The sequence below is a fragment of the Kitasatospora sp. NPDC058406 genome, from assembly GCF_042722765.1.
GTDB lineage: Bacteria > Actinomycetota > Actinomycetes > Streptomycetales > Streptomycetaceae > Kitasatospora.
In genome coordinates this window covers 15519-40883 of the sequence record NZ_JBHXKE010000059.1, presented here as the reverse complement: position 1 = coordinate 40883, position 25365 = coordinate 15519, and the positions used below count along the sequence as shown (strand labels likewise).

The following is a 25365-nucleotide window of genomic DNA, read 5'->3' as shown; positions in this document are numbered from 1 at the left end:
CGCCGTCCCCCCGCAGTCCTCCCGGGGGGACGGCGGCGGGCCCGTCTCCGGCGCCGCCCCGGCCCGGTGGACGACCGGACCTCCCGGACCTCCCGGGCCGCCGAGGAGCCGCCGGGCGACCGCCGTCACGGCCGGGCCCGCGTCCGCCACCCCGTCGAGCCGAGCAGCGGACGGCGTCCTGGTGCCCGCCAGGTGTCCCGCACACGACGGGTGACCGCATTCAGCAGGTGCACATCTGCTCTCCGCCGAACCGCAACGTGGACGCCAGCCGACTTGGAGAGACATACGGGTGCCGGTCAGCACGCCCGCCGAGGACGCGGGCCTGCCCGGTGCCACGGAGTTCCGTGGCTGCCGTCGTCCGTGCTGCCCTGGAGGGTCCGCCATGACCATCGTCCCCACGTACGCTCCGCCCGCAGTCACCCCCGTCCACCCCACCGCGGTGCCCGCCCCGCGCCCGGCCGTGCCGTCGCCCGCCGTCTACACGGTCGCCCTCGCCCGGGACGAGGACGACGTCCGCGCCGCCCAGCGGCTGCGTCACCGCGTCTTCGCCGCCGAGCTCGGCGCCACCCTGCACAGCCCGGTCGCGGGGCTGGACGTCGACCCGTTCGACGAGTTCTGCGACCACCTGCTGGTCCGTGAGGGCGAGGACGGCACCGTGGTCGGCACCTACCGGCTGCTGCGCCCCGAGGCCGCCCGCCGGGCCGGCCGGCTCTACTCGGACGGCGAGTTCGACCTCCGCAACCTGGCGCCGCTGCGCGACGGCCTGGTCGAGCTGGGCCGCTCCTGCATCGCCCCCGAGCACCGGGGCAACGGCGCCGTCATCAACCTGATGTGGGGCGGCATCGCCCGCTACCTGGCCGACACCGGCAACACCTGGGTGGGCGGCTGCTGCTCGATCCCGCTGGACGACGGCGGCGCCACCGCGGCCCGGGTCTGGGACACCGTCGGCGCCAAGCACATCGCCCCCGAGGAGTACCGGGTGGCGCCGCACCGGCTCTGGGACGCCACCGGCGTACCGCGCGCCGAGCGGGCGGCGCTGCCGGCCCTGCTCCGCGGCTACCTGCGGCTGGGCGCCTGGGTCTGCGGAGCGCCCGCCCACGACCGGGACTTCGACACCGCCGACCTGTTCGTGCTGCTCTCGCTGGAGCGGACCGACCCCCGCTACCTGCGGCACTTCCTCTCCGGCGTGGGCGGGGTGACGGCCGGCACGGCGGCCACCGCACCGGCGGCCTCCCTGGCGGGCGGCACCGAACCCGCGGCAGGACCGGTCTCATGAGCGTCTGGCTGCCGACGGCGTCCTGCACACCCGAGTCCTGCCTCACCGACCCGGCGCCGACGGTCGCCCTCCCCCGGCGGGTGCTGCGGCTGACGGCCTGCCTGCTGGTCCTGGCGACGGGACTGGCGCTCACCCGGCCGGCAAGCACCCTGCCCCGGGGGCCGCGCGACCTGCTGGCCCGGTTCTGGGCCCGCACACTCCTCGGCTCGCTCGGGGTGGCGGTGCGGATCGCCCCCACCCCGGACGACCGCCCGGACGACCGCCCGAACCCGCAGCACTCCGGTGTGCTCCTGGTGGCCAACCACGTGTCCTGGCTGGACATCCCGCTCATCGCCGCCGTGCGGCCCGGCCGCTCGCTGGCCAAGACCGAGGTCCGCCACTGGCCGGTGCTCGGCCGGATGGTCTCCTGGGGCGGCACGGTCTTCCTGGACCGCGACCGGCTCCGCACCCTTCCCGGGACGGTCTCCGAGGTGGCCGCCCTGCTGCGGGACGGCCACCCGATGGTCGTCTTCCCGGAGGGGTCCACCTGGTGCGGGCGCGAGAGCGGCCGGTTCCGCCCGGCCTTCTTCGAGGCCGCCGTCCGGGCGGGCGCCCCGGTCCAGCCGATGACGATCCGCTACCGGCTGGCCGACGGGCGGGCGACCAGCGCGCCGGCGTTCGTCGGGGAGGACGGGCTGCTCAACTCGCTCGCCCGGGTGGTCGCGGTGCGGGGGCTGGTGGCGGAGCTGACCTTCCGTCCGCCGATCCCGGCCCCGGCCCCGCAGCCCGGCGGCGGCCTCCGGCAGGCCCGCCGCGAACTGGCCCACGCCGCCCAGGCATCGGTGGAGGGCGTCCGCTGAGGGCGGCGGAGCGGCCTGGCGGCGGTCGTCCCGGCCGGCCGCCGGACCGCTCACGTCCGCCACGGCAGCAGGGCGACCGCCCCCGCCCGCCCCGACCGCTTCCCGCCCGCCCCCGCCCGTCCCCCGTGCGGCGGCCACCGGCGGTCGGCCGCCGAAAACCGTTCGACTACCGCCGTCCCGGCCGCTAGCCTCACGGGCACCCCGTCCCCTGCCCGAGGAGGCCGCCGCATGTCCGAGTTCCATCCGATCGGCACACCGTACGCGGAGGGGCTGCTCGACGTCGGCGACGGCAACCGGATCCACTGGGAGGCATCCGGAAACCCGTCGGGCAAGCCCGCCCTGGTGGTGCACGGCGGGCCGGGCTCCGGGCTCAACGCCGGCAACCGGCGGTTCTTCGACCCCGAGCGGTACCACCTGATCCTCTTCAGCCAGCGCGGCTGCGGCCGGAGCGAGCCGCACGCCGCCGACCCGGCCACCACCCTGGAACACAACACCACCGCGCACCTGATCGCCGACATGGAACGGCTCCGCGAGCACCTGGGCGTCGAGAAGTGGCTGCTGTACGGCGGCTCCTGGGGATCCACCCTGATCCTCGCGTACGCCCAGGCCCACCCCGAGCGGGTGTCCGAGATCGTGATCAGCGCCGTCACCATGACCCGGCCCGAGGAGATCGACTGGCTCTACCGGGGCGTCGGCCGGCTGTTCCCCGGCCCGTGGGAGGCGTTCCGCGACGCGCTGCCGCCCGAGGACCGCGGCGGCGACCTGGTGTCCGCGTACAGCCGGCTGCTGAACAGCCCGGACGAGGCCGTCCGGCGCAAGGCCGCGAACGACTGGGCGACCTGGGAGGACGCGGTGATCTCCCACGAGTCGCTGGGCACCCCGAACGCGTACTCCGACCGCCCGACCGACGCCCTGATGGCCTTCACCCGGATCACCGCACACTACTTCTCCCACCAGGGCTTCCTGGAGGACGGCCAACTCCTGCGCGACGCACACCTGTTGGCCGGCATCCCCGGCGCCCTCATCCACGGGAAGCTGGATCTCGGCTGCCCGCTGGACACCCCCTGGTCGCTCGCCAAGGCCTGGCCGGACGCCACGCTGACCGTCATCGACGAGGCGGGGCACACCGGCACCCCGGTGATGCGCCGGGCCGTCCTCGACGCCCTGGAGCGCTTCCTGTAGCCGTCCCGGCACGCCCGGTGACGCGCCGGGCGCACCGGGCACCCACCGCCCGCCCGCCGGAACGGTCCGGCACGGATGGTGACGGGCCATCAACGGTCCGCACTCGGGGGGTGACAGGTCGGCTCCGGACTCCGACACTGGAGGGGAGAAGCTCCCACGCCAACGGGTCGACCGGTGCCGGTCGGTGCCGGCCGCGGAGAGGGCAGGCCGGCCATGAGTACGCCGTCCGCCAGACTCCCGATCATCTATGTCCGGGGCTACGCCGGAGGCACCCCCGGGATCGAGAAGGCCGTGACGGATCCGTTCTACGGATTCAACGAGGGCTCGACGCACATCCGCGTCGGGCGTGAGGACGACCCCGTCTTCTACCAGTTCGAAAGTCCGTTACTGCGCCTGCACCTCGACGAGGGCTACCACATCCTCGTCGAGGGCAGCCAGGAGAACTACCTGGAGAACCACGACGAGATTCCCCCCGACAGCATCTGGATCCACCGCTTCTACGACCGCTGCACCGGCGCCTGGGGAGCCGGGCCGCAGCGGTTCGACCTGGAGACGGCCGCCGCCGACCTGCTGGACCTGATCGAGAAGCTACAGGCCAGGACGGGCGCGCCCCAGGTCCACCTGGTCGCCCACTCGATGGGCGGGCTGATCTGCCGCTGCCTGCTGCAGAAGGTCATCCCGGAACGGCGCCCGGGGCGGCGGGCCGCCGACTACGTCGCGAAGCTCTTCACGTACGGGACGCCGCACGGCGGCATCACCTTCGACGTCGGGTTCGGCGTCCCCGAGGCGCTGCGGGACATGGTCAACTTCAACGGCGCGGACGTGTTCGGACCCGCCCGGATGTACCGGTACCTGACCCCGGCCGGCCGCCGGGACGAGGCCGGGCCGCCGGTGGGCTGGCGGGCCGTCGACATGCCGGACGACGACGGCACCGGCTCCGCCGAGGACGCGGCCGGAAGCTTCCCGCTGAACCGGGTGTTCTGCTTCGTCGGCACCGATTCCGCCGACTACGACGTGGCCCACGGCGTCTCCTCGGCGGCGGTCGGCCCGCGCAGCGACGGGCTGGTGCAGATCGAGAACGCCCAGGTCACCGGAGCCCACCGCGCCTTCGCCCACCGCAGCCACAGCGGGCGGTACGGGCTGGTCAACTCCGAGGAGGGGTACCAGAACCTGCGCCGCTTCCTGTTCGGCGACCTGCGGGTCCGCGCCGACCTGGTCGGCCTGGAGCTGCCGGAGGACGACCCCGACGTCACCTGGCAGGCCGAGGTGGAGCTCAAGGTGCGCGGGCTGCCGGTGCTGATGCACGAGCGGGTGGCACCGCACTGGTGCCCGATCCAGCTCTCCGACCCCCGGCGCAACGGCCGGCGCGGGCGGGACCCGGACGGCGACCGCGCCGACGGGGACGGCGCCGTCCCCCTGGCGACCGCGTTCCTCTCCACCGCCCTGCCGCGGCCGGGGGCGGCGCCGCTGCGCTACGCGCTCGACCTGCGGGTGCTCTCGCTGCGCGAGCACAAGGGGTTCTTCGGCTTCGGCGACCACCTGGAGCAGACCGCCGACTTCGCGGACACCCTGATCGTCGACGTACAGGCCGCCGGGCCGCGCCCGGCGGCCTGGGCGCACTGGAACTCCGAGGTCACCGGCACGATCAAGGACCTCCACCCGGAGGACGAGCGGCCGCTGCCGGACGAGGACCCGCAGGCGGACTCCTGGGTCGCCCGGGTCCGGCTGCCGTCGACCACCGCCCCGATCCTCGGCGAGGGGGCCAGGGTCCGCCTCACGGTCGGCCGCTGGAACTGACACCCCCGCCGCTCCCCGCCCGGGGCCGCGGCGCGCGGGCCCGGGCCGGGCCCGCCGCGGTCAGTGGCCGTGCCCGCCTGCGGCCGTGGACCTCCCCGGCCGCTCGGGCCTGCCCGGCCGGTCCGGCGCGGGCGCCTCGGCGGCCAGCAGGACGCGGCGCAGCAGGTCGGAGAGCCGGCGCCGTTCGTCCGGCGTGAGGACGCCGAGCAGGCGCCGTTCCTCGCGGCCGACCACGTCCAGCGCCTCGCGCCAGGCCGCGCGGCCCGTCTCGGTGAGCCGGACGTCGACCCGCCGCCGGTCCTCGGTGGAGGGGGTGCGGACGACGAACCCGCGCCGTTCGAGTGCTTCGAGCCGGCCGGTCACCGAGGCCGGTGCCAGGTTGAGGTCGTTCCGGAGCTCGGACGGGGCGGCGTGGCCGCCGCGCCCGGCCAGCTCGTGCAGGGTGTCGAACTCGTGCTTCTGCAGGCCGTAGTCGGCCACGCCCTGTTCGCGCACGCGGCCGAGGTGGCGGGAGAGCTTGCTCATCCGGGTGACGGCGCCCTCGATGTCCGGGTCGAGGTGCGGCAGGACCGGCTGCCAGCGTTCGACGTGGCCGTCGGTCCAGTCGCGGAGCTCCTCCGCCCGCGCCTCGTCCGGGGGCTGCCGGTCGGCCGGTCGGTCGGGGCGGGGGGCGCGCGTCATGGCACGAGTCTAGGCGGCGGCACGTCACGGCCTGTCACGTCGAACCCACATTATTTCGTTGCCGAAATTTCGGTACCGAAATATAGTCCCGTCCGTGACCCACCCTCTGCGACTGCGCGACTTCCGCCTGCTCTTCCTCGGCCGGGCGGTCTCGACCCTCGGCGACGCCGTCGTCCCGGCCGCGCTCGCCATCGCGATCACCCGGGCGACCGGCTCCTCCTCCGCGCTCGCCCTGGTCCTGGGCTGCGCCATGGTGCCGCGCCTGCTCCTCCTCCCGCTCGGCGGCGTCGTCGGGGACCGCTTCGATCCGCGCCTGATCGCGCTCACCACCGACCTGGTCCGGGCCGCCGCCCAGATCCTCGTCGGCCTCGAACTGCTCGGCGGCGAGCCCCGGTTGGCGCACATCGCCGTCGCCGAGGCGGTCGGCGGCATCGCCTCCGCCTTCGCCATGCCGACCGCCTCGCCGCTGATCGCGGCCACCGTCGAGGGCCCGCTGCGGATGCGCGCCAACGCCCTGCTCGCCTCCGCCACCAACGCCGCGCGGCTCGGCGGCCCCGCACTGGCCGGCCTGCTGGTCTACACGGCGGGCGCCGGCTGGGCGTTCGTCCTGGACGGCGCCTCGTTCCTGGTCAGCGCCGCGCTGATGTCGCGGCTGAGGGTCCGCCACACCCCGGGCGGCCGTCGCCCGCTGCGCGCGGACCTGGCCGAGGGATGGAGCGAGCTGCGCGCACGCGACTGGTACTGGACCAGTCTGATCGGCCACGGCGTCTGGAACGGCGCCAGCGCCGTCCTGCTGACCCTCGGCCCGCTCATCGCGGCCCAGCGGCTCGGCGGTGACGGCGTGTGGATCGCCATGACCCAGGCCGCCGCCTTCGGGGTGCTGGCCGGTTCGCTGATCGCCGGGCGGGTCCGGCCGCGACAGCCCGTCCTCGTCGCCAACCTGGGCCTGGCCCTGTACGCGCTGCCGCTGACGGCCCTCGCCGTGAGCGCGCCCGCACCGGTCACGGTGACCGCCTACGCACTGGCCATGACCGGGCTCGGCTTCCTCAACCCGGTCTGGCAGACCGTCGTCCAGCAGGAGTTCCCGGCCCAGGTGCTGGCCAGGGTCACCTCCTACGACTGGCTGCTCTCCCTCGCCGCCGCACCGCTCGGCTACACGCTGGCCCCGCTCGCCGCCGACGCCTGGGGCAGCACCGGGCCCCTGCTCGTCACCGCCGCCCTGGTGGCGCTCGCCTGCGCGGGCACCGCGGCGGTACCGGGCGTGCGCCGGATCGGGCGCATCGGACCGAAGGACGGGGCCTCGCACGAGGGGCAGGAGCGGCCCGCACGGCCGGAGCCGGCGCGCCCGTAGTCGCCCCGCCCGCCGGTGCGCACGCCGGCGGCGGCCGATCCGGAGGCTCCCGCCGGCCACCCCGGCCGGGCCCCTACGATACGAACATGATCGCCTATACCCCAGCGGCCTTCTTCTTCCTCCTCTGCGGGATCGGAGTCCTGCGGGACCGCCGCCAGTTCAGCAACGCCGTCCTGCTCGGCCTCGCCATGTCCTTCCTCGCGCTCGCCCTGATCGCCGAGCTGCGCAAGGCGCCGACGCTGGTGGCGGAGCTGGCGGCGGTCGCGATCATCCTGGTTCCGGCCACCGGCACCCTGGCCCTGATCGGCTTCCTGATCTCCAACGGGCTCACCATGGTCCGCAAGGAGGGGTGGCGGCTCGCCAACCTGCTCTCGCTGCTCGCCGGACTCGGCATCCTCGCGGTGATCGGCCTGCTCGTGGCGGCGCTGGCCACCCACTCGGTCCGGCTCGGCATCGTCGCCGGAACGGCCGTCCTGGTGGTCGGCTACGTCTCCTTCCTGTTCGTCTGCTTCGTCGGCTACGCCTTCCTCTACGGACGCCACCGCCCGCGCCGCGACGTCGACTTCGTGGTGGTGCTCGGCTCCGGCCTGATCGGCGGGGAGCGGGTGCCGCCGCTGCTCGCCAGCCGGCTCGACCGGGGCCGCCAGGTCTACGACCGGCAGGCCGCGCGCGGCAACCCGCCGATCCTGATCGCCTCGGGCGGGAAGGGGTCGGACGAGAAGGTGGCGGAGTCCCACGCGATGGCCGGCTACCTCGTCGAGCGCGGCTTCCCCCCGGAGCACCTGGAGCAGGAGGACCGCTCGCGCACCACCGAGGAGAACCTGGTCTTCAGCAAGGTGATCATGGAGCAGGCCCGGCCCGACTACCGCTGCGTCATCGTCACCAACAACTTCCACGCGTTCCGCGCCGCGCTCATGGCCCGCAAGACCGGCGTCAACGGGCAGGTCTTCGGCTCGCCGACGGCCGCGTACTACTGGCCGAGCGCGACCATACGCGAGTTCGCGGCGGTGTTCCTCGCCCACAAGCTGGTCAACTTCGGGATCTGCGGCTTCCTGGCGGTCTGCGGACTGCTCGCGGCCACCTACTGACGGGCCGCGCCGCCCGTCCGGACCCGCCCCCGACGCCTTTGACGAAAGGTTGACCTGCTCACGGCAGAACGTTGGGGGCCCCGAATCCTATGGTCGGCGCATGCCTCCACTGCCCGCCGGGAGGACCGCCCTGCCGGTCCTCCCGTACCGCAAACCCACGCCCGGACGCGACTACTGGGTGATCGACGACGTCCTGCCCGACCCCGACGCCGTCCGGCGGCGCTGCCTCGACCGCGGCGAGTGGACCGAGGGCCACCCCTACCGGCCGGAGTCCTGGCCCGGGCTGCGGACCATGCCCGGGCTCGAACCCGACGAACTCGCCCGGGTCGAGACCCTGGTCCGCAGGGCCACCGGCGCCCGGCGGCTCTGGGTCCGGAGCACCCCCGCCGGCGGCACCCTCAACCACAACTGCGTCCAGGTGGTCGGCGCCGGTGAGTCGCAGCCGCGCCCCCACACCGACTCCCGCGCGCTCTGCCGCTTCGCGGCCGTGCTCTACCTCAGCCCCGGCGCCCCCGGGGACGCCGGCACCGGCTTCTACCGCCAGCAGTTCCCGGGAGGGCGGCTCGGCGGCAACCTCGTCACCGCGCCGCACCACAACCTCGTCGAGGCCCTCGGCACCCGGCGCGTCCCGTCCGACGCGTTCGTCGAGGACGTGCGCGTGCCCAACCGCTACAACCGGCTCCTGCTGTACCACGCCAACCTCATCCACAGCGCCACCGGCTACTACGGCCTCACCCCGGAGGACCGGCGCATGACGGCGGTCTTCTTCTGGATGGCCTGACCGCCGGGCGCCACGGCCCGCCCACCCGCCCGCGCCGGGTTGGCAGCGGTCCGGCGGGGGGAGGTGGGGCGTATGGAGAGTGCGCACCCGTCCGACCCCGCCGCCGCGACCTCATCGGCCGCACCGCCCCCGCCTCCTCCCCCGCCGCTGCCGCGACCGGTGACGGAAACGGTGCGGCCGGAGTGGGGCGGGATCGACCGGCTGGCGACGCTCGACCTGCTGCGGCTGATGAACGCCGAGGACCGGACCGTCGCCACCGCGGTGACCGGCGCGCTGCCGCGGATCGCCGCCGTGGTGGACGCGGTCGCCGCCCGGATGGGCCGGGGCGGGCGGCTGGTCTACGCCGGCGCCGGGACGGCCGGGCGGCTCGGCGTCCTCGACGCGAGCGAGTGCCCGCCGACGTTCAACACCGGGCCGGGCCGGGTGGTCGGGCTGATCGCGGGCGGACCGCCGGCGCTGCTGCACGCCGTGGAGGGGGCGGAGGACCGCCCGGAGCGGGCGGTCGCCGACCTGGACGCGCTGGCGCCGACGCCCGACGACACCGTGATCGGGCTGTCGGCCTCGGGCCGCACGCCGTACACGGTGGCGGCCGTCCGGCACGCGCGCACGGCCGGGGCCCTGTCCGTGGGGCTGTCCTGCACGGCGGGCTCACCCCTGGTGGCCGCGGCCGAGCTGGGCATCGAGGTGGTCGTGGGGCCCGAGGTGGTGGCCGGTTCCACCCGGCTCAAGGCCGGGACGGCGCAGAAGCTGGTGCTGAACCTGATCTCCACGGCGGTGATGGTCCGGCTCGGCAAGACGTACGGGAACCTGATGGTCGACGTACGGACCGGCAACGCCAAACTGCGTGACCGGGCCCGCCGGATCGTCACCGAGATCACCGGAGCGGACGAGGCGACCGCGCGGCGCGCACTGGCCGCGACCGGCGGCGAGGCCAAGGACGCCGTCCTGGTCGTCCTCGCCGGGGTCGACGCACCGGCCGCCGCGCAGTTGCTGGCCGCCTCCGGCGGGCGCCTGCGCGACGCCCTGGAGCTGGCCCGGCGGCCGGTGAGGACGGCGCAGGAGTAGGCCGGAGGTCAGCCCAGGCGGACGGCCGCCCGCCCGACCACCTCGCCGAAGCGGGGCAGGTTCAGGCCGACCGCCGCCCGGTGCTCCTCCTCGGTCAGGGCGGCCAGCGCCTCCTCGACGAACAGCAGCGCGTAGCCGTGGTCGGAGGCGGCGCGGGCGGTGGACTCGACACCGAGGTTGGTGGCGATGCCACCGAACACCAGGGTCTCCACCCCGCGCGCCCGGAGCAGCTCGTCCAGCCCGGTGCCGTGGAAGCCGCCGATCGTGCGTTTGACCACGACCTCGTCGGCGGCCTCCGCCACCTCGGCCACCAGCTCGCTCCCCGGCGGCTGCTCGACCGCGCCCGGCCGCTCGACGCGGATCGCGATCACCGGCGCGCCCGCGGCGCGGAACGCCTCCGCGAGGTCCAGCGAGGCGGCCACCACCTCGGCACCTGTGCGCGGGGCCAGCGGCAGAGCGGCGATCCGGGGCATCAGATCGACCAGGACGAGGGCGGTGCGGGCGGGATCAAGGGTCTGCATGGTCGCTCACGCTAGCGGAACGGCGTCGCGCCCCACCCGCCGCACCCGCCGCACCAATCTCCGCCCGCTCGGCCCGCTCGGCCCCGCGTCCGGCGGGGACACGAGGACACGGGGCCGGAGCGGAGCGGGAGTGCCGCGCCGCAGCCCGGGGGCCGAGCGACCGGCGCGCGGCGCGCCTCAGGCCTCCTGCGTTTCGAGCCAGTGCAACAGCACGGCTCGCTCGGCGTCGGTGCCGACCGGCTGGGCCGGATCGAGCGCCCACGTGCGGATCCGCCGGACGGTCTCCGCGTCGAGGTCCAGGTAGAGGCGCCAGTGGGAGCGCGGGTGGCAGTCGGAGTCACGGGGTTCGCCGCACTCGTGGCAGTGGGTGAAGAAGGCGTCGACCAAACGGTGCACGATCGTCTCGGCGGACATGGACGGCGGTACTTCCTCACATACTCGGCTCGCGCCGCCGGTCTCCGCGGACCGGCGGGCCCGCACTCCAGGGTGCGGGCCCGGACGGACGGACGGGAGGGACCAACGTCCCGCGCACGGCGGAGGCCCGGTCCCCGTGGGGGTGGGGACCGGGCCGTTCGGGAGGGCCGTTCGCCGGGGAGGCGGCCCCGTCTCAGCCCCGGCCGGCGGACTTCTGCGTGCGCCGGGAGACCGAGTCGAGCACCACCGCGGCGAGCAGCACCGCGCCGGTGATCATGTACTGGATGGCCTGGGCCGCGTGCACCATGTCCAGCCCGGTGGTGATCGACTGGATCACCAGCATGCCGAGCAGGGCGGACCAGGTGCTGCCGCGCCCGCCGAAGAGGCTGGTCCCGCCGATGACGGCTGCGGCGATGGCGCTCATCAGCACGTTGCCCCCGCCGAGGAGCTTGTCGGCCGAGCCCTGCTGGGAGGCGATGAAGAGCCCGCCGAGACCGGCCAGCGCGGCGGAGATCATGAACACCGAGATCCGGATCCAGGCGACGTTGATGCCGGCCCGGCGGGCGGCCTCGATGCCGCCGCCGACCGCGAAGATCTGGCGTCCGTAGGAGGTGCGCCGGAGCACGAAGTCGGTGAGGACGACCACCCCGACCAGCACGACCAGCGGCAGCGGCAGGCCGCTGTCCTGGTTGAGCGTGTAGGCGCCGACCAGGGCGACGAGGGCCAGGCCGCCGGTGCGCAGCGCGATGTCGCCCGGCGGCCTGGCCGGCAGGCCGGCCGCGGTGCGGCGCCGGGCGGTGAGGAGCTGTGCCGCGAGGAAGCCGCCGATGGCGAGGACGGCGAGCAGCCAGGCGAAGGAGATGTCGCCGTCGCCGAGGAAGTAGTTGTCGAGATGGGCGACGACGCCGTCGTTGATGTTGTTGACGGTGCCGAGCCGGCCGAGCACGTAGTCCTGGAGGCCGCTCCAGGCGAGCATGCCGGCCAGGGTGACGACGAAGGCGGGCACGCCGATCTTGGCGAAGAAGAAGCCGTGCAGGGCTCCCATCGCGGCGGCCGTGAGCAGGGCGATCATGATCGCCAGCCACTCGTTCACGCCCTGCCGCACGGCGAGGACGGAGGTGACGGCGGCGCAGACGCCGGCGACCGAGCCGAGCGAGAGGTCGATCTCCCCGAGCAGCAGGACGAAGACGACCCCGACCGAGATCAGGCCGTAGCCGGCGATCCACTTGGTGATGTTGGTCAGGTTGTCCGCTTGGAGGAAGTGGCCGGTGACGCTCTGGAAGATGACCGCGATCAGGATGAGGCCGATCACGACCGGCAGCGAGCCGAGGTCACCGCTGCGGATCTTGCGGCGGAACTCCTCGGCGTACCCGGCGAAGCCGCCCTGGCGGACCAGCAGGCGCGGGTCGGTCGCGGTCGCACTCCCGTCGGTGGGCCCGGCGGTGGGGGTGGTCTGGCTGGTGGTCACTTCGCTTCCTCCGCGATACGTGCCTGGCGCCGGGTGACGGCGTTGTCGGTGGCGCCGGTGATGGCGGAGATGATCTCCTCGGGCGTGGTGCCGGCGACCGGGAAGACGCCGTTGTTGCGGCCGAGCCGCAGGACGGCGACGGTGTCGGCGACCGCGCGGACGTCCGCCATGTTGTGGCTGATGAGGATGACGCCGAGGCCGCGCTGGCGGAGCCGCTCGACCAGGTCGAGGACCTGCGCGGTCTGTTCGACGCCGAGCGCGGCCGTGGGCTCGTCGAGGATGACGATCCGCGGGTCTCCGACCAGGGCGCGGGCGATGGCGACGACCTGGCGCTGTCCGCCGGAGAGCGCGGCGATCGGGATCCGCACGCTGGGGATGCGGATCGACAGGGTGTCCAGCAGCTCCTTGGCCCGGCGCTCCATGGCGACCTCGTCCAGCGCGCCGCGGCGGCGCAGTTCGCGGCCGAGGAACAGGTTGGCGACGACGTCGAGGTTGTCGCAGAGCGCGAGGTCCTGGTAGACGGTGGCGATGCCGAGCGTCTGGGCGTCCTGGGGCCGGGCGATCCGGACCGGGCGCCCGTCCCAGGTGATGGCGCCCTCGTCGATGGGGTGGACGCCGGCGATCGTCTTGACCAGGGTGGACTTGCCGGCGCCGTTGTCGCCGACCAGGGCGAGGACCTCGCCGGCGTGGACGTCGAGGTCGACGTCGGTGAGGGCCTGGACGGCGCCGAAGCGCTTGGAGACCGCGCGCAGCGCCAGTACGGGTGCGCCTGTCACGTGAACCATCTCCTGCGTGGGTGTGCGTGGCGGGGGTGGGTGGGTGTTCGCGGGGCTGTGGGACCCGCGAGGGGGTGGTGCTCGCGACGTGGTCGTGTCGCGACGGGGCGCGTCCGACCCGGCGGTGCTCGCGACGAGGCGGTGCTCGCCGGGGTGCTCGCGCGGTCGGGGGTGCCGGTCGGCGGGCGAGCGGCCGGGCCTCGGGCCGGCGCTCCCCGGTGGGCCGGGGAGCGCCGTGGCGGTTCGCCAGAGCCGGTCGGACGGCCCTGCGGGAACTGCTAGTTGATGCCGGCGGCGGTGCAGCCGGCGGCGTAGTCCGCGGTGCAGATGTCGGCGGGCTTGTAGAGGCCGTCGGCGATCACGGTGTCCTTGATGTTCGCCTTGGTGACGATCTTGGGCTGCAGCAGCTTGGCCGGGATGCCCTTGTCGGTCTCGCTGTCCACCGTGGTGGAGGCGACGGCCTTGACGTCCTTGCCCTGCAGCAGGCTGACGGCCAGTTCGGCGGCGTTGTCGGCGAGCGGCTTGTAGGCCTTGTAGATGGTGTAGGCCTGGTCACCGGCGACGATCCGCTGGACGGCGTCGAGGCCGGCGTCCTGACCGCCGACCGGGACGGTGATGCCGGCCGCCTTGAGCTGGGTGATGATGGCGCCGGCCATGCCGTCGTTGGCGGAGTAGACGGCCTGGAAACCGTCCTTGCCGAGCTGGGTGATGGCGGCGCCGGTCTTCTGGCCCGCGACGGTGGGCTTCCACTCGCCGGACTGCTCGTAGACCACCTTCTTGATCTTGCCGTCGAGCACCTTGTGCGCACCGGACTTGAAGAGGGCGGCGTTCGGGTCGGCCTCGTCACCGTTGATCATCACGATGTTGGCGTCGGCGGCCCTGCCGCCGAGGGCGTCCAGCAGGGCCTGGCCCTGGAGCTCGCCGACCTTCTCGTTGTCGAAGGAGACGTAGGCCGCGACCGGGCCGGTGGCCAGCCGGTCGTAGGCCACGACCTTGACGCCCTTTCCGGCCGCCTCCTTGACCCACGACTGGGTGGACTTGGCGTCGAAGGCGTCGAGGACGATCACCTTCACGCCCTCCGCGATCAGGGTGTCGAACTGCTGCTTCTGCTTCGCGGCGCTGCCCTCGGCGTTGCTGTAGCGGACCTTGCAGTCCGGGCAGAGGGCGGTGACCTTGGCCTCGATGAACGGGCGGTCGAAGGACTCGTAGCGGGTGGAGGATGCGTTCTCCGGCAGGAGCAGGCCGATGGACTTGGTGTCCCCGGAGCTCGCGCTGTCCTTCTTGTCGCCACCGGCCTTGCCGCAGGCGGCCATGGACAGGGCCAGTGAGACCGCGGCGGTGCCGACGAGGACGCGACGCATCGTTGCGTTCATGGGGGGTGCCTCCGTGACAGGTGCCGCAGCGCTGCGGCGAGGTGGGAGGAGTTAACCCGGCCCCGTCAGCTGGCGTCAATAAGTAAATTCAAGCTCTCCTCAATCCCGACTCTTTCGTTATCTTCATGAACGCCCACTCGGGATTGAAACCTGGAGATTCCTCCGAGTCGAGCTATGACAGGACATGACAGAACGGACGAATCCCTCCAGAAAATGGGCCCCACCTGGTACGGACCTGAGGGAAAGCCGAGCGGAGCGCGCACGGACCGAGCCCGAGCGACCATCCGAGGCCCTCTTGACAGGAACAGGGCAGGTCTACTCAAGCGTTCAAGAGTTTGATCAACCGTCAGAGAGAAGGGGCGACGTGCGAGCCCGGTAGCGGCCGGGCGTCGTCCCGAAGAGCCGGTTGAAGGCGTGCGAGAGCGCGTACGGGGTCGCGTATCCGACCCGGCGGGCGATGACGTCCAGCGGCTCGGCGGTCTGCTGGAGCAGCGCCGCCGCGCGCGTCATCCGCCACCAGGTGAGGTAGGCCATCGGCGGACGGCCGACCAGCCCGGTGAACCGCCGGGTGAGGGTGGCCCGGGAGACCCCGGCGTGGGCGGCGAGGTCCTCGGTGCTCCAGCCCCGCGCAGGGTCCTCGTGCAGGGCCCGCAACGCGGCGGCGACGACCGGGTCACCCAGCGCGGCGGACCAGCCACCGCCCCGCGCCCCCGCCGGCCCCGGCCCCGGCCCTCCGGTGGCGGCCGGACCGTCCGGCGCCCCGGCTCCGCCCCCGTCGGCCGCACCACCCGCACCGCCCGCACCGCCCGCACCGGCGCCGGGCGGCCCGGCCAGCCAGGCGCGCACCATGTAGACCAGCAGCAGGTCGATCAGGCTCGGCACGGCCAGCGCCGCACCGGCCTCGTCGGCGGCCAGCTCTCCCCCCAACAGGTCCACGGCCGAGCGCAGTTGCGGGTGGCCGCCGACCCGGTTCGCCAGGTGGACCACGTCCGGGAGTTCCAGCATCAGCGGGTGCGTCCGGCTGTGCTCCAGGCGGTACTTGCCGCAGAGCAGCTCGACCGCCGCCCCCGTCCCGGAGCCGGGGGCGGACTCGTACGACGCGGCGGGGCCGAGCGGCGGCACCGGCCGTCCGGGGCCGAGCAGCCGGTCGATCGGTACCGCCCGCGCCGCCTCGGCCGGCTCCAGCGGCGCGCTCGCGAGGACGTGGCCGGTCCCGTGCGGCAGCAGCACCGCGTCACCGGCGCCCAGGGCCACCGGCGCGCCACCGTCGGGCAGCAGCCAGCAAGCGCCCTCCAGCACCACGTGGAACCCGGCCCCGTCGTACGGGGGGATCCGGGTGGACCACGGCCCGCCGACCCGCAGCCGGACCGAGGAGGGCCGGCCGATGCGCACGGCCGCGATCGCGTCGCTCACCACGTCCATCCGGTCATCCTACGGTGGCCGGCCACGCACCTGTGAGCCGATCGCGTATCCGATTGATCTTCTGAAGCATTGAGGCGCTCAGCCGGCGCCTCCTAGGCTCGACACCGGCGGCGTACGGAAGTGGCGCCCTACGAACCAGCCGCACAGCTGTACAGCTGTGCGGCTGAACAGGTGCACAACCACACGGGTGCACAACGACACGGGGAGGAACCATGGAGCGGATCGTGCTCGGCGACGCCGAGATCATCAGGGTGGTCGAGTGGGAGGGGCCGTTCGTCCCGGCGCAGAGGATCGTGCCCGGTCTGCCGGCCGGGGAGTGGGAGCGGAACGCGGACTGGCTGGCCCCCGACCACTGGGACCGGGCCGGGGACGACTACCGGGGGGCGCTCCAGACCTGGGTGGTCCGCCACGGCGGTCGGACCGTCCTGGTCGACACCAGCGTCGGGGACGGTCGGCAGCGCCCGCACAGCCCGCACTTCCACGACCGGCGCAGCGACTTCCTCGACCGCCTGGAAGCGGCCGGGGTCCGTCCGGAGGACGTCGACGTGGTGGTCAACACCCACCTGCACGCCGACCACGTCGGCTGGAACACCGTCGCCCGGGACGGCGAGTGGGTCCCCGCCTTCCCCAACGCCACCTACTACCTGCCGGCCGCGGACCACGCCGCGATCGATCCGGACGGGCCGGAGTCGGGACCGGCCCCGGCGGACGCCGACGCCCGGGTCTGGCGGGAGGAACGGCGGCTGATGTTCGCCGACAGCATCGCGCCGGTCGTCCGCTCCGGACAGGCCGTGCTCTGGGAGGGCGGTCACCGGCTCGACGAGGCACTCACCCTGGAGCCCGCTCCGGGTCACACCCCCGGCTCGTCGGTGCTGCGGCTCGCCTCACGCGGGGAGCGGGCGGTGTTCGTCGGCGATCTGCTGCACAGCCCGGTGCAGTTGCTCCACCCGGCCTGCAACAGCTGCTTCTGCGAGGACCCGGCCCGGGCCGCCGCCAGCCGGCAGCGGGTGCTGCAACGCGCCGCCGACACGAGGGAACTCGTGGTCCCCGCCCACTTCGCGGGCGCGGGCGCCGTCGAAGTACGGCGTGCGGGAAGCGGATTCGCGGTCTCCCGTTGGGCCGCCTGACCGGTCCGGGATCAACCGGGCTCCGGCAGCAGCAGCGGCGTCTCCCCCCGCGGCACCGCCGTCCGGGAACCGCCACTCGCACCGAACGGCTACAGCCACTCGCCCCGAACGGCTACGGCCGCTCGAAGTACTGCACCACTCCGCCGGCCGAGAAGCACAGCGCGCCCGCGAAGGTCCCCCAGTTCGCGATGTCGGTGTTGACCGGGCTCCCAGTCTCCGGACGGGTGAACGCCGCCACCGCCGAGAGCAGGAAGAGCACGGACCCGATCTGGTTGACCAGCACGATCCACCACCCGATGCCGCGCGCGTGCACGCACCAGCGGCCGTGGCAGACCTCGACCAGCGCGAGGTGTCCCGAGATCAGGAACAGCACGCACCCCACCATGTCCGGGGCCCAGACCAGCCGGTCCGTCTGCCGGACCGAGAGGCCCTGGAGGAAGGAGTCCAGCAGGTTCACACCGAACACCAGGGTCCCGGCGAACAGGACGAACGTGCTGAGCCAGTCGATCCGCTGAGGTTCGTAGCTCCACCAGCGCCAGGCCCGGGTGACCGGTGCATCCGTCCCACCGGAGCGGCGCGGGGCATTGACCGCCTGGAGCAGCGAGGCGTAGCCGCCGGTGTTGAAGAACAGGCCTCCCACGAAGAAGACCGAGGCGATCGCCGTCGGGCCGACGTCGGTGACCGCCGCGAGGAGGGCGCCGAGCGCGAACAGCCCGCCGCCGATCACGAACGCGACGGCGGCGACGGTGTTGAGTGTGCGCAGGCGGTGCAGCGCCCGGCCGTCCGCACGGTGCGGCGCACCCTCGGCTCCCGACTCTGCCAGCGTCCTGAACACGCCGCGTTTGCGGGCCGGCCGGGATTCCCAGACCGCCAGGCCGCCCTCGGCCTTGCGCCAGGTGACCCGGGTCGTGAACGGTCCAGCGCCCTCGGCGCGCTCGTCGCGGCGAACCATGGCACGAGCCTAGACCGGAGCGGGCCGTCACCCGCCCTGCGCGGCAAGGCGTGTCCCGACCGGAGTGCGGGAGGAACCACCGGCCGGCCTCCCCGGCCCGGCCACCCGTCCGGCGGGCCGGGCGGCCGGGCTTGTCAGCCGGCCCGGACCGCGTCCACCCAGCGGGCGAGGTCCTGTTCGGCGAGTTCGGGGTGGTCGAGCAGCCGCTCGCGCACGGCGGTCAGGACGGGCCCGCCACCGGCCAGCGCGAGGTCCTTGGCGGCCAGCCGGACCGGGAAGTCGGCGTCGTCGGAGCGGGCCCGGCCGACCGCACCACCGAGCGGTCCGCTCGCCAGCGCGCCCAGGGCCAGTTCCTCCGGGAGGCCGAGCGAGTCGGCCAGGGCGAGTGCCTCCGCCACCACGGCGACTCCCCCGATCACCGCGCCGATCACCACCAGCTTCAGCGCCGCGCCCGACCCGGGACCGCCGCAGTGCACCACCGAACCGAGCGTCTCCAGTACCGGCCGGACCCGGTCGAGGTCGGCGGGCTCCCCGCCCGCCAGCACGGTCAGCCCGCCCGACGCGGCCGGGCCGACGCTGCCGAGCACCGGCGCGTCCACCAGCCCCACGCCGTCCGGCAGTCGTCCGCGCAGGGCGGCCACCGCCGCCGGACCGACGGAGGACATCTCGGTCCAGATCGTGTCGGGCACCAGTTCCCCCACGAACCGCTCGGCCACCGCCGCCAGCGCCTCCGGGTCGGACAGCATCGTGACGACGACGCCCGCCCCGCGCACCGCCTCCGCCGGATCGGCGGCCTCCGGGAGCCCCTCGGCCCTCCCGGGCGTGCGGTTCCACACCGTCAACGGGTAACCGGCGGCGGCGAGTCGGCGGGCCATCGGTCGACCCATCCGGCCGAGGCCGAGAAATGCGATCTTCTCCATGGCCTCCACGCTAGGAACCATCGAGCCAGGCGACAAGCGAATGTCTCGCATGGTAGCCATGCGGAATGGACATGGCCTGGCTCGAAGTCTTCCGCACCGCCGCCCGGCTGGGCTCGTTCACCGCCGCCGGCGAGCGGCTGGGGTTCACCCAGTCCGCGATATCCCGTCAGATCTCTACCCTGGAGGCCGAGTTCGGTGCGCCGCTCTTCGACCGACTGGCCCGGGGCGTGCGACTCACCGAGCACGGACGCACCCTGCTGCCGCACGCCGAGGCGCTGCTGGAGCGGCTGGACGGCACTCGCCGCGACCTGGCGGCGCTCACCGAGCTGAACCTCGGCAGGCTGCGGGTCGGCGCGTTCGACAGCGCCAACGCGGCGCTGGTCCCGGACGCGCTGGCAGCCTTCCGGGCCGCGCACCCGCTGGTCGGGGTCTCGCTCACCGAGGGGCTCTCGTCCGCCCTGCTGGACCGGCTCCGGGACGGCGCGATCGACCTCGCGCTGGTCTCCGCCTATCCCGAACACCCTTACGACACCGAGCTGTTCGACCTCCGCCCGCTGGTCGACGATCCGGTCCTGGTGGCTCTTCCACCGGACCACCCGCTGGCGGGCCGCGCGTCGGTGCAGCTGGCCGAGCTCGCCGGGGAGCACTGGATCGCCGCCAGTCGGCGGGCCGAGTCGACCCTGCTGGCCGCCTGCGTGCGCAGCGGCTTCCGGCCGCGGATCGAGTACGAGGTGGCCGGGTGGCCCGCCAAACTCGGCCTGGTGGCCGTCGGGTTGGGTGTCACCCTGATCCCCGCCCTGGCCGCCCGCGCCGCCCGGCCGGACGTCGCCCTCGTCCCGCTCCACCCGGACGACACGCCCGTCCGCCTGGTCCGCACCGCCACCCTCCGGGACCGGTCGGTCCCGCCGGCGGTCACCGCCTTCCTCGGCCACCTCGCCGCGGCGGCGGAGCCCACCACCCGGGGCTGACCGGCCGACCCGGACCGGAGCCCCGGCCAGGGTCCTGCGCTCCGGTCGGCGGCGCAGGGTCGGCAGGGGGCCGGTCCACGCGCCGCCGTCCAGCGGCAGAGCGCCCGCTCCGCGGTGCCGACCAGGACTTCGACCACCTCCTCGACCGGCAGGGCGCGGCCGGTCCGGAGCTGGCGGACACCGGACGGCGAGCAGGGCCGGGGCCGGAGCAGCAACGCAGCAGGGACGGGGCACCGGTCCCGGCGCGGGGCCGGAGGCCCGGGACGGGGGCGGGCGGAACCGGGCCCTGCCCGGGCCGGTGCCCGACACGGGCCGGGCACCGGATCGGGCCAGGAGGCGACCGCTGCCCCAGGCGTCCGGGACGGCGGGCGGCGGACCTTGGAAGCCACGCCCGGCCCGCGCCGGGCGCACCGATCCGCACCCACCCACGGGAACCCCCTCATGACCGCACAGTCCGCCCTGTCCGCCGCCCTCCTCGACGCCCGCCGCTCCGTCTGCCTGCCCGACCTGCTCCGCGCGCAGGTGGCCGCCCGGCCCGACGCCACGGCCGTGACCGGCGACGGCGGCCGGCTCAGCTACCGCGAGCTCGGCGAGGCCGCCGGCGCCCTCGGGGCCCACCTGCACCAGCTGGGTGCGGGCGCCGACGACTGCGTCGGCCTCTACACCGAACCGTCCCTGGAGCTGATGACCGGCGTCTGGGGCATCCTCTGCACGGGCGCCGCCTACCTACCGCTCTCCCCGGAGTACCCGGAGGAGCGGATCCGCTACATGATCGAGTCCAGTGGCACCAGGGTGATCGTCGCTCAGGACCACCTGCGGCACCGGCTGACCGGGCTGGCCCCGCCGGGCGTCCGGATCGTCACACCCGCCGACCTCCGCGAGGCCGCCGGCACGCACCCCATCCCGCACCAGAGCCGGGGACCCGGCGACCCGGCCCCCGGCCCGACCCCGGACGCGCTGGCGTACGTCATCTACACCTCCGGCAGCACCGGCCGGCCCAAGGGCGTGATGATCGAGCACCACAGCATCGTGTCGCAGCTGCGCTGGCTGACCGACGCCGGCCACCTCGGCCCGGACACCACCGTGCTGCAGAAGACGCCGATGAGCTTCGACGCCGCGCAGTGGGAGATCCTCGCGCCCGCCGCCGGCGCCCACGTCGTGATGGGGGCGCCGGGCGTCTACCGGGATCCGGACGGGCTGATCGACGCGGTGCTGGAGCACGGCGTGACCGCCCTCCAGTGCGTCCCCACCCTGCTCCAGGCGCTGCTGGAGACCGAGCGGTTGCCCGGCTGCACCACGCTGCGCGCGGTCTACTCGGGCGGCGAGGCGCTCTCCGTCCGGCTCGCCCGGGCCCTCACCGCCGAGCTGCCCCGGGCCTCGCTGGTCAACCTGTACGGACCGACCGAGTGCACCATCAACGCGACCGCCCACCGGGTCGACCCGGAGGCCCTCGGCGAGGGCTCGGGTTCGGTGCCGATCGGCCTGCCGGTCGACCGCACCCGCTGCTTCGTGCTGGACGCGGAGCTGGCCCCGGTGGAGGTCGGCGCCACCGGCGAGCTGTACGTCGGCGGCGTCCAGCTGGCCCGCGGCTACCTGAACCGGCCCGACCTGACGGCGGAACGGTTCGTCGCCTCGCCGTACCTCCCGGGCGAGCGGCTGTACCGCACCGGCGACCTCGCCCAGTGGAATCCGGACGGCACCCTGCAGTGCGCCGGCCGGACGGACAGCCAGGTCAAGCTGCGCGGGTACCGCGTCGAGCTGGACGAGATCGCACTCGCGATCGAGGACCACACCTGGGTGCGCCGGGCCGCCGCCGTGGTGACCGACGACGCGCGGACGGGACACCGGAACCTGGTGGCCTGCGTGGAGCTGAACCCCAAGGAGGCGGCCCTGATGGACCAGGGCAGCCACGGCGGCCACCACCGGTCCAAGGCGAGCAAGCTCCAGGTGAAGGCGCAGCTGTCGAACCCGGGTCTGCGGAGCCCGGGTCAGCTGGCCGGCCGGCCGGTGGTCGGGCTTCCGGGGCGGCAGGAGAGCGGACGGCAGCGCCGGGAGGCGTTCGCCCGCAAGACCTACCGGTTCTTCGAGGGCGGCCCGGTGACCCGCGACGACCTGCTGGCCCTGCTCGCCGCCCCGCACCCGGCGGACCGGCCGGACCACCACCGGACCGCCCGCCGGGACGGCGGCGTGACCCTGGCCGAGCTGGGCGGGATCCTGCGGTGGTTCGGACAGTTCCACAGCGAGGAGCGGCTGCTGCCGAAGTACGCGTACGCCTCCCCCGGCGCGCTGTACGCCACCCAGCTGTACCTGGAGACGAACGGCTCCGAGGGCCTGGCCGCGGGCGTCCACTACTACCACCCGGTCGAGCACACCCTGGTCCGGGTCGGCGACGCGGCCGACGGCGCCGCGCCCCTGGCCCTGCACTTCCTCGGCCGGCGCAGCGCGATCGAGCCGGTGTACCGGAACAACATCCAGGAGGTGCTGGAGTTCGAGACCGGGCACATGCTCGGTGTCCTGGAGGAGGTGCTGCCCGCGTACGGGCTGGCGGTGCGGCCGCTCGGTCACGAGCCGGCCGTCCGACGGCGGCTGGACGTCGCCGACGAGGACCTCTACCTGGGCAGCTTCACGGTCGTCCCGGAGGACGGTCGGCCGTACCGGGACGACACCGAGCTCTACGTCCAGGCCCGGCCGGGCCGGGTCGAGGGCCTTCCGGCCGGCACCCACCGGTACGAGGACGGCGGGCTGACGCTGATCTCGGACGAGCTGGTGGAGGCCCGGCACGTCATCGCGATCAACCAGCAGGTGTACCGGCGGGCGGACTTCGGCATCTCGGCGGTGAGCCGGGCGGCGGAGCCGTGGCTGGAGTACATCGGCCTGGGCACCCGGCTGCACCGCCTGCAGCGCAACGGACTCGGCTTCGGGTTCATGTCCTCGGGCTACAGCTCCAGGACCGGGCACCCGCTGCCGGCCGCCCGGCGGCTGGACGCCGTCCTCGCGTCGTGCGGGATCGCGCCCGGGCCGTCGTACTTCTTCCTCGGCGGGCGGGTCAGTGGCGAGCAGATCCGCAGCGAGGGCATGCGGGAGGACGCCGTGCACATGAAGGGCCCTGCGGAGATGATCCGGGACGAGCTGGCCGCCGCGCTGCCCGACTACATGGTCCCCAACCGGGTGCTGGTCCTGGACGAGCTGCCGCTCACCGCCAACGGGAAGGTCGACGTCAGGGCCCTCGCCGCCGGCGAGCAGGTCCGGGACGCCGGAACGGGCGCGCCGTTCGTGGCGCCGTCGACGCCGACCGAGCGCCGGCTCGCCGAGGTCTGGGGCGCCGCGCTGAAGTACGAGGCCGTCTCACTGGCCGACGAGTTCTTCGCCGCGGGCGGGAACTCGCTGACCGCCGTGGCGCTGGTCAACCGGGTCAACCGGGAGTTCGGCACCCGGCTGCCGCTCCAGGTGCTGTTCGAGAGCCCGGGACTGGCCGACCTCGCGGAGCGGATCGACCGCTCCGGCGCCGCCGGCGGTTCCGGCGGGCCGGCCTCCCGGCTGGTGCCGCTGCACCGCGGGGGCGCCGGTGACCCGGTGTTCTGCTGGCCGGGTCTGGGCGGCTACCCGATGAACCTGCGGCCGCTCGCCGGCCGGGCGGGCCGGCCGTTCTACGGCGTGCAGACGTACGGCATCAACCCCGGGGAGACGCCGTACCCGACGATCCGGCGGATGGCCGCCGCCGACGTGGCGGAGATCCTCCGGATCCGCCCGGAGGGTCCGTACACCCTGTGGGGGTACTCCTTCGGCGCCCGGGTCGCCTTCGAGGCCGCGTGGCAGCTGGAGCAGGCGGGCCGGCGGGTGGACGACCTGCTGCTGATCTGCCCGGGCAACCCGGAGCTGCGGAAGGCCGGCGGCGAGCGGTACGGACGCGAGTACTCCTACCGCAACCCGGCGTACCTGACCATCCTGTACTCGGTGTTCGCGGGCTCGATCAGCGGGCCGGGGCTGGACCGGTGCCTGGCCGAGGTCCGGGACGAGGACGGCTTCGCCGCCTTCGTCCACGGGCTGATGCCGGAGCTGGACGAGGAGGTCGTCCGCCGGATCGCCCGGATCGTCGGGGAGACCTACGAGTTCGACTACAGCTTCCGCGAGCTGGCCGAGCGGCGGCTGTCGGCGCCGGTGACCGTGTTCAAGGCCACCGGCGACGACTACTCGTTCATCGAGGAGAGCTCCGGCTACTCGGCGACGGCGCCGACGGTGATCGAGCTGGCCGGCGACCACTACGGCGTGCTGAAGGAGCACGGCGTCGGCGAGCTGGTGGCCGCGGTCCGGTCCCGGTCCGGGGGCCTGAACCGCTGACCCGCCGTTTCCCGGCCCGTCCCGGCCGGGACGGGCGGGACGGGACGGGCGGGGTGGTTCAGCCGCGGGTCCGGTCCGGCGGCTGCGGCTCCGACACCGGCCCCGCGCCTCCCGGCCCTCCAGCGTCCGTCCCGGCGGACTCGGCCGCCTCCGCGGACTCCGCCAACAGCTTGATCCGCGCCAGCCGCCGGTCCCAGTCCGCCGCGAGCGAGGCCATCCACCGCGCGGTCGCGTCCAGCGCCTCGGGCCGGACGGCGTAGCGGACCTCGCGGCCGGCCCGACGGCCGGTGACCAGCCCGGCGGTGTCCAGGACGGCGAGGTGCTTGACCACGGCCTGCCGGGTGACGGGCAGTCGCCCGGCGAGCGTGGTCGCGGTCGCCTCGCCCTGGGCGGCGAGCAGGTCGAGCAGCCGGCGCCGGGTCGGGTCCGCCAGCGCGCCGAGCACGCCGTCGACGACCTCGGCGCCGCCGCTCCGCCGCTCCGTCACGCCGACCGCTGCTCGGCCCGCGTGCGGAGCGCGTCGAACACCTGGGGCCAGCCGCCGCTGTTGTCCCGGACGGCCTGGCTCCGCCGCTCCTCGGAGACGGCCAGGGCCGCGAACCCGCTCTCGACGACCCGAAGGCGGGTCTTGTCGCCCTCCTCGGTCAGGGTGAACTCCACCAGCGTGGTGTTGTCCTCGCGCAGTTCCTCGCCGGGGAACGCGCTGGCCCAGCGGTAGGCCAGGTAGGTCGGCGGCTCGACCTTCTCCACCCGCACGGGGAAGTCCCCGTACTGGGCGCTCCGCGCCACGGTCGACTCGCCCTCGCGCGCCACCGTGCCGGCCACGCTCTGCGCGTCCACCCAGAACCCGGGCTGGGCCACCAGTGCCCAGACCCGGTCCAGGGGGGCCGCGATCAGGGTCTCGCGCTCGATCCGGTCCTCGCTCATGGGATGCTCCTCCGTCGTCACCAGTGAATGCAACTCCATGGTTGCACCTGGCCCCGCCCGGGCGCAACCGGAGAGTTGCGCCCGGGCGGCGGAGCCTCA

22 protein-coding genes are annotated in these 25365 nt (G+C 74.4%); 11 read left to right on the top strand and 11 right to left on the bottom strand.

Translation table 11 applies throughout. The features are described 5' to 3' along the window. The first annotated feature begins 382 nt into the window (after positions 1–382). The 4 genes from ACFWOG_RS14290 (at position 383) to ACFWOG_RS14275 (ending at position 5094) form a co-directional block, all read left to right on the top strand. Positions 383–1276, top strand: coding sequence for a GNAT family N-acetyltransferase (locus ACFWOG_RS14290; protein ID WP_380358220.1), 894 nt, complete (start codon positions 383–385; stop codon positions 1274–1276). Next, positions 1273–2115 (top strand): lysophospholipid acyltransferase family protein, encoded by an 843-nt coding sequence (locus ACFWOG_RS14285; protein ID WP_380358217.1) that lies wholly within the window; start codon positions 1273–1275, stop codon positions 2113–2115. The genes ACFWOG_RS14290 and ACFWOG_RS14285 overlap by 4 nt, the downstream gene beginning before the upstream one ends. A gap of 228 nt (positions 2116–2343) precedes the next feature. Further along, on the top strand, positions 2344–3297 hold the full coding sequence (gene pip, locus ACFWOG_RS14280) for a prolyl aminopeptidase (RefSeq protein ID WP_329951725.1): 954 nt from the start codon (positions 2344–2346) through the stop codon (positions 3295–3297). Positions 3298–3510: 213 nt separating this feature from the next. Then, positions 3511–5094, top strand: a complete 1584-nt coding sequence (locus ACFWOG_RS14275) for a lipase family alpha/beta hydrolase (protein WP_380358214.1) — start codon at positions 3511–3513, stop codon at positions 5092–5094. A gap of 60 nt (positions 5095–5154) precedes the next feature. Here the strand turns inward: ACFWOG_RS14275 and ACFWOG_RS14270 are convergent, their stop codons facing one another. Then, positions 5155–5775 (bottom strand): MarR family winged helix-turn-helix transcriptional regulator, encoded by a 621-nt coding sequence (locus tag ACFWOG_RS14270; RefSeq protein ID WP_380358211.1) that lies wholly within the window; start codon positions 5773–5775, stop codon positions 5155–5157. A gap of 94 nt (positions 5776–5869) precedes the next feature. Between ACFWOG_RS14270 and ACFWOG_RS14265 the strand changes: the two genes are divergently transcribed. From ACFWOG_RS14265 to murQ, 4 genes are all read left to right on the top strand, one after another. Beyond that, positions 5870–7126, top strand: a complete 1257-nt coding sequence (locus tag ACFWOG_RS14265; RefSeq protein WP_380358208.1) for an MFS transporter — start codon at positions 5870–5872, stop codon at positions 7124–7126. An 86-nt stretch (positions 7127–7212) separates the two neighbouring features. Continuing rightward, positions 7213–8214: a YdcF family protein gene (locus tag ACFWOG_RS14260; protein ID WP_380358205.1), complete on the top strand. Its 1002-nt coding sequence runs from the start codon at positions 7213–7215 to the stop codon at positions 8212–8214. 100 nt (positions 8215–8314) lie between these two features. Then, the gene (locus ACFWOG_RS14255; protein WP_380358204.1) at positions 8315–8995 is read left to right on the top strand and encodes a DUF6445 family protein; all 681 of its coding nucleotides are present in this window, start codon (positions 8315–8317) and stop codon (positions 8993–8995) included. A gap of 72 nt (positions 8996–9067) precedes the next feature. Next, the gene (murQ, locus tag ACFWOG_RS14250) at positions 9068–10060 is read left to right on the top strand and encodes an N-acetylmuramic acid 6-phosphate etherase (protein WP_380358201.1); all 993 of its coding nucleotides are present in this window, start codon (positions 9068–9070) and stop codon (positions 10058–10060) included. An 8-nt stretch (positions 10061–10068) separates the two neighbouring features. Here the strand turns inward: murQ and ACFWOG_RS14245 are convergent, their stop codons facing one another. The 6 genes from ACFWOG_RS14245 to ACFWOG_RS14220 all read right to left on the bottom strand — a co-directional run bounded on the left by ACFWOG_RS14245 (position 10069) and on the right by ACFWOG_RS14220 (position 16034). Then, positions 10069–10581, bottom strand: a complete 513-nt coding sequence (locus ACFWOG_RS14245) for an isochorismatase family protein (RefSeq protein ID WP_380358198.1) — start codon at positions 10579–10581, stop codon at positions 10069–10071. 177 nt (positions 10582–10758) lie between these two features. Further along, on the bottom strand, positions 10759–10995 hold the full coding sequence (locus ACFWOG_RS14240; protein WP_329875645.1) for a hypothetical protein: 237 nt from the start codon (positions 10993–10995) through the stop codon (positions 10759–10761). A 193-nt stretch (positions 10996–11188) separates the two neighbouring features. Continuing rightward, positions 11189–12463: a sugar ABC transporter permease gene (locus ACFWOG_RS14235; protein WP_380358195.1), complete on the bottom strand. Its 1275-nt coding sequence runs from the start codon at positions 12461–12463 to the stop codon at positions 11189–11191. Beyond that, positions 12460–13248: an ATP-binding cassette domain-containing protein gene (locus ACFWOG_RS14230; protein ID WP_380358192.1), complete on the bottom strand. Its 789-nt coding sequence runs from the start codon at positions 13246–13248 to the stop codon at positions 12460–12462. Before ACFWOG_RS14230 ends, ACFWOG_RS14235 begins: the two co-directional genes overlap by 4 nt. Before the next feature lie 269 nt (positions 13249–13517). After that, the gene (locus tag ACFWOG_RS14225) at positions 13518–14612 is read right to left on the bottom strand and encodes a substrate-binding domain-containing protein (protein ID WP_355408976.1); all 1095 of its coding nucleotides are present in this window, start codon (positions 14610–14612) and stop codon (positions 13518–13520) included. 339 nt (positions 14613–14951) lie between these two features. After that, complete coding sequence (locus ACFWOG_RS14220; protein WP_380358188.1) at positions 14952–16034, bottom strand: AraC family transcriptional regulator; 1083 nt, start codon at positions 16032–16034, stop codon at positions 14952–14954. 212 nt (positions 16035–16246) lie between these two features. Between ACFWOG_RS14220 and ACFWOG_RS14215 the strand changes: the two genes are divergently transcribed. Beyond that, positions 16247–17161, top strand: a complete 915-nt coding sequence (locus tag ACFWOG_RS14215) for an MBL fold metallo-hydrolase (protein WP_380358185.1) — start codon at positions 16247–16249, stop codon at positions 17159–17161. A gap of 112 nt (positions 17162–17273) precedes the next feature. Here the strand turns inward: ACFWOG_RS14215 and ACFWOG_RS14210 are convergent, their stop codons facing one another. Next, positions 17274–18113, bottom strand: coding sequence for a hypothetical protein (locus ACFWOG_RS14210; RefSeq protein ID WP_380358182.1), 840 nt, complete (start codon positions 18111–18113; stop codon positions 17274–17276). A gap of 134 nt (positions 18114–18247) precedes the next feature. After that, positions 18248–19033 carry an NAD(P)-dependent oxidoreductase gene (locus ACFWOG_RS14205; RefSeq protein ID WP_329875631.1) on the bottom strand — a complete coding sequence of 262 codons (786 nt, stop codon included), beginning with the start codon at positions 19031–19033 and terminating at the stop codon, positions 18248–18250. 71 nt (positions 19034–19104) lie between these two features. Between ACFWOG_RS14205 and ACFWOG_RS14200 the strand changes: the two genes are divergently transcribed. Then, a complete protein-coding gene (locus tag ACFWOG_RS14200) occupies positions 19105–20001 on the top strand; it encodes a LysR family transcriptional regulator (RefSeq protein WP_380358179.1) in 897 nt (298 codons plus the stop codon). A gap of 441 nt (positions 20002–20442) precedes the next feature. Next, complete coding sequence (locus ACFWOG_RS14195) at positions 20443–24339, top strand: amino acid adenylation domain-containing protein (protein WP_380358176.1); 3897 nt, start codon at positions 20443–20445, stop codon at positions 24337–24339. A 58-nt stretch (positions 24340–24397) separates the two neighbouring features. Here the strand turns inward: ACFWOG_RS14195 and ACFWOG_RS14190 are convergent, their stop codons facing one another. Both ACFWOG_RS14190 and ACFWOG_RS14185 read right to left on the bottom strand, forming a co-directional pair. Continuing rightward, positions 24398–24826, bottom strand: coding sequence for an ArsR/SmtB family transcription factor (locus ACFWOG_RS14190; RefSeq protein WP_380358173.1), 429 nt, complete (start codon positions 24824–24826; stop codon positions 24398–24400). After that, positions 24823–25266: an SRPBCC domain-containing protein gene (locus ACFWOG_RS14185; RefSeq protein ID WP_380358171.1), complete on the bottom strand. Its 444-nt coding sequence runs from the start codon at positions 25264–25266 to the stop codon at positions 24823–24825. The genes ACFWOG_RS14190 and ACFWOG_RS14185 overlap by 4 nt, the downstream gene beginning before the upstream one ends. Positions 25267–25365: the final 99 nt, after the last annotated feature.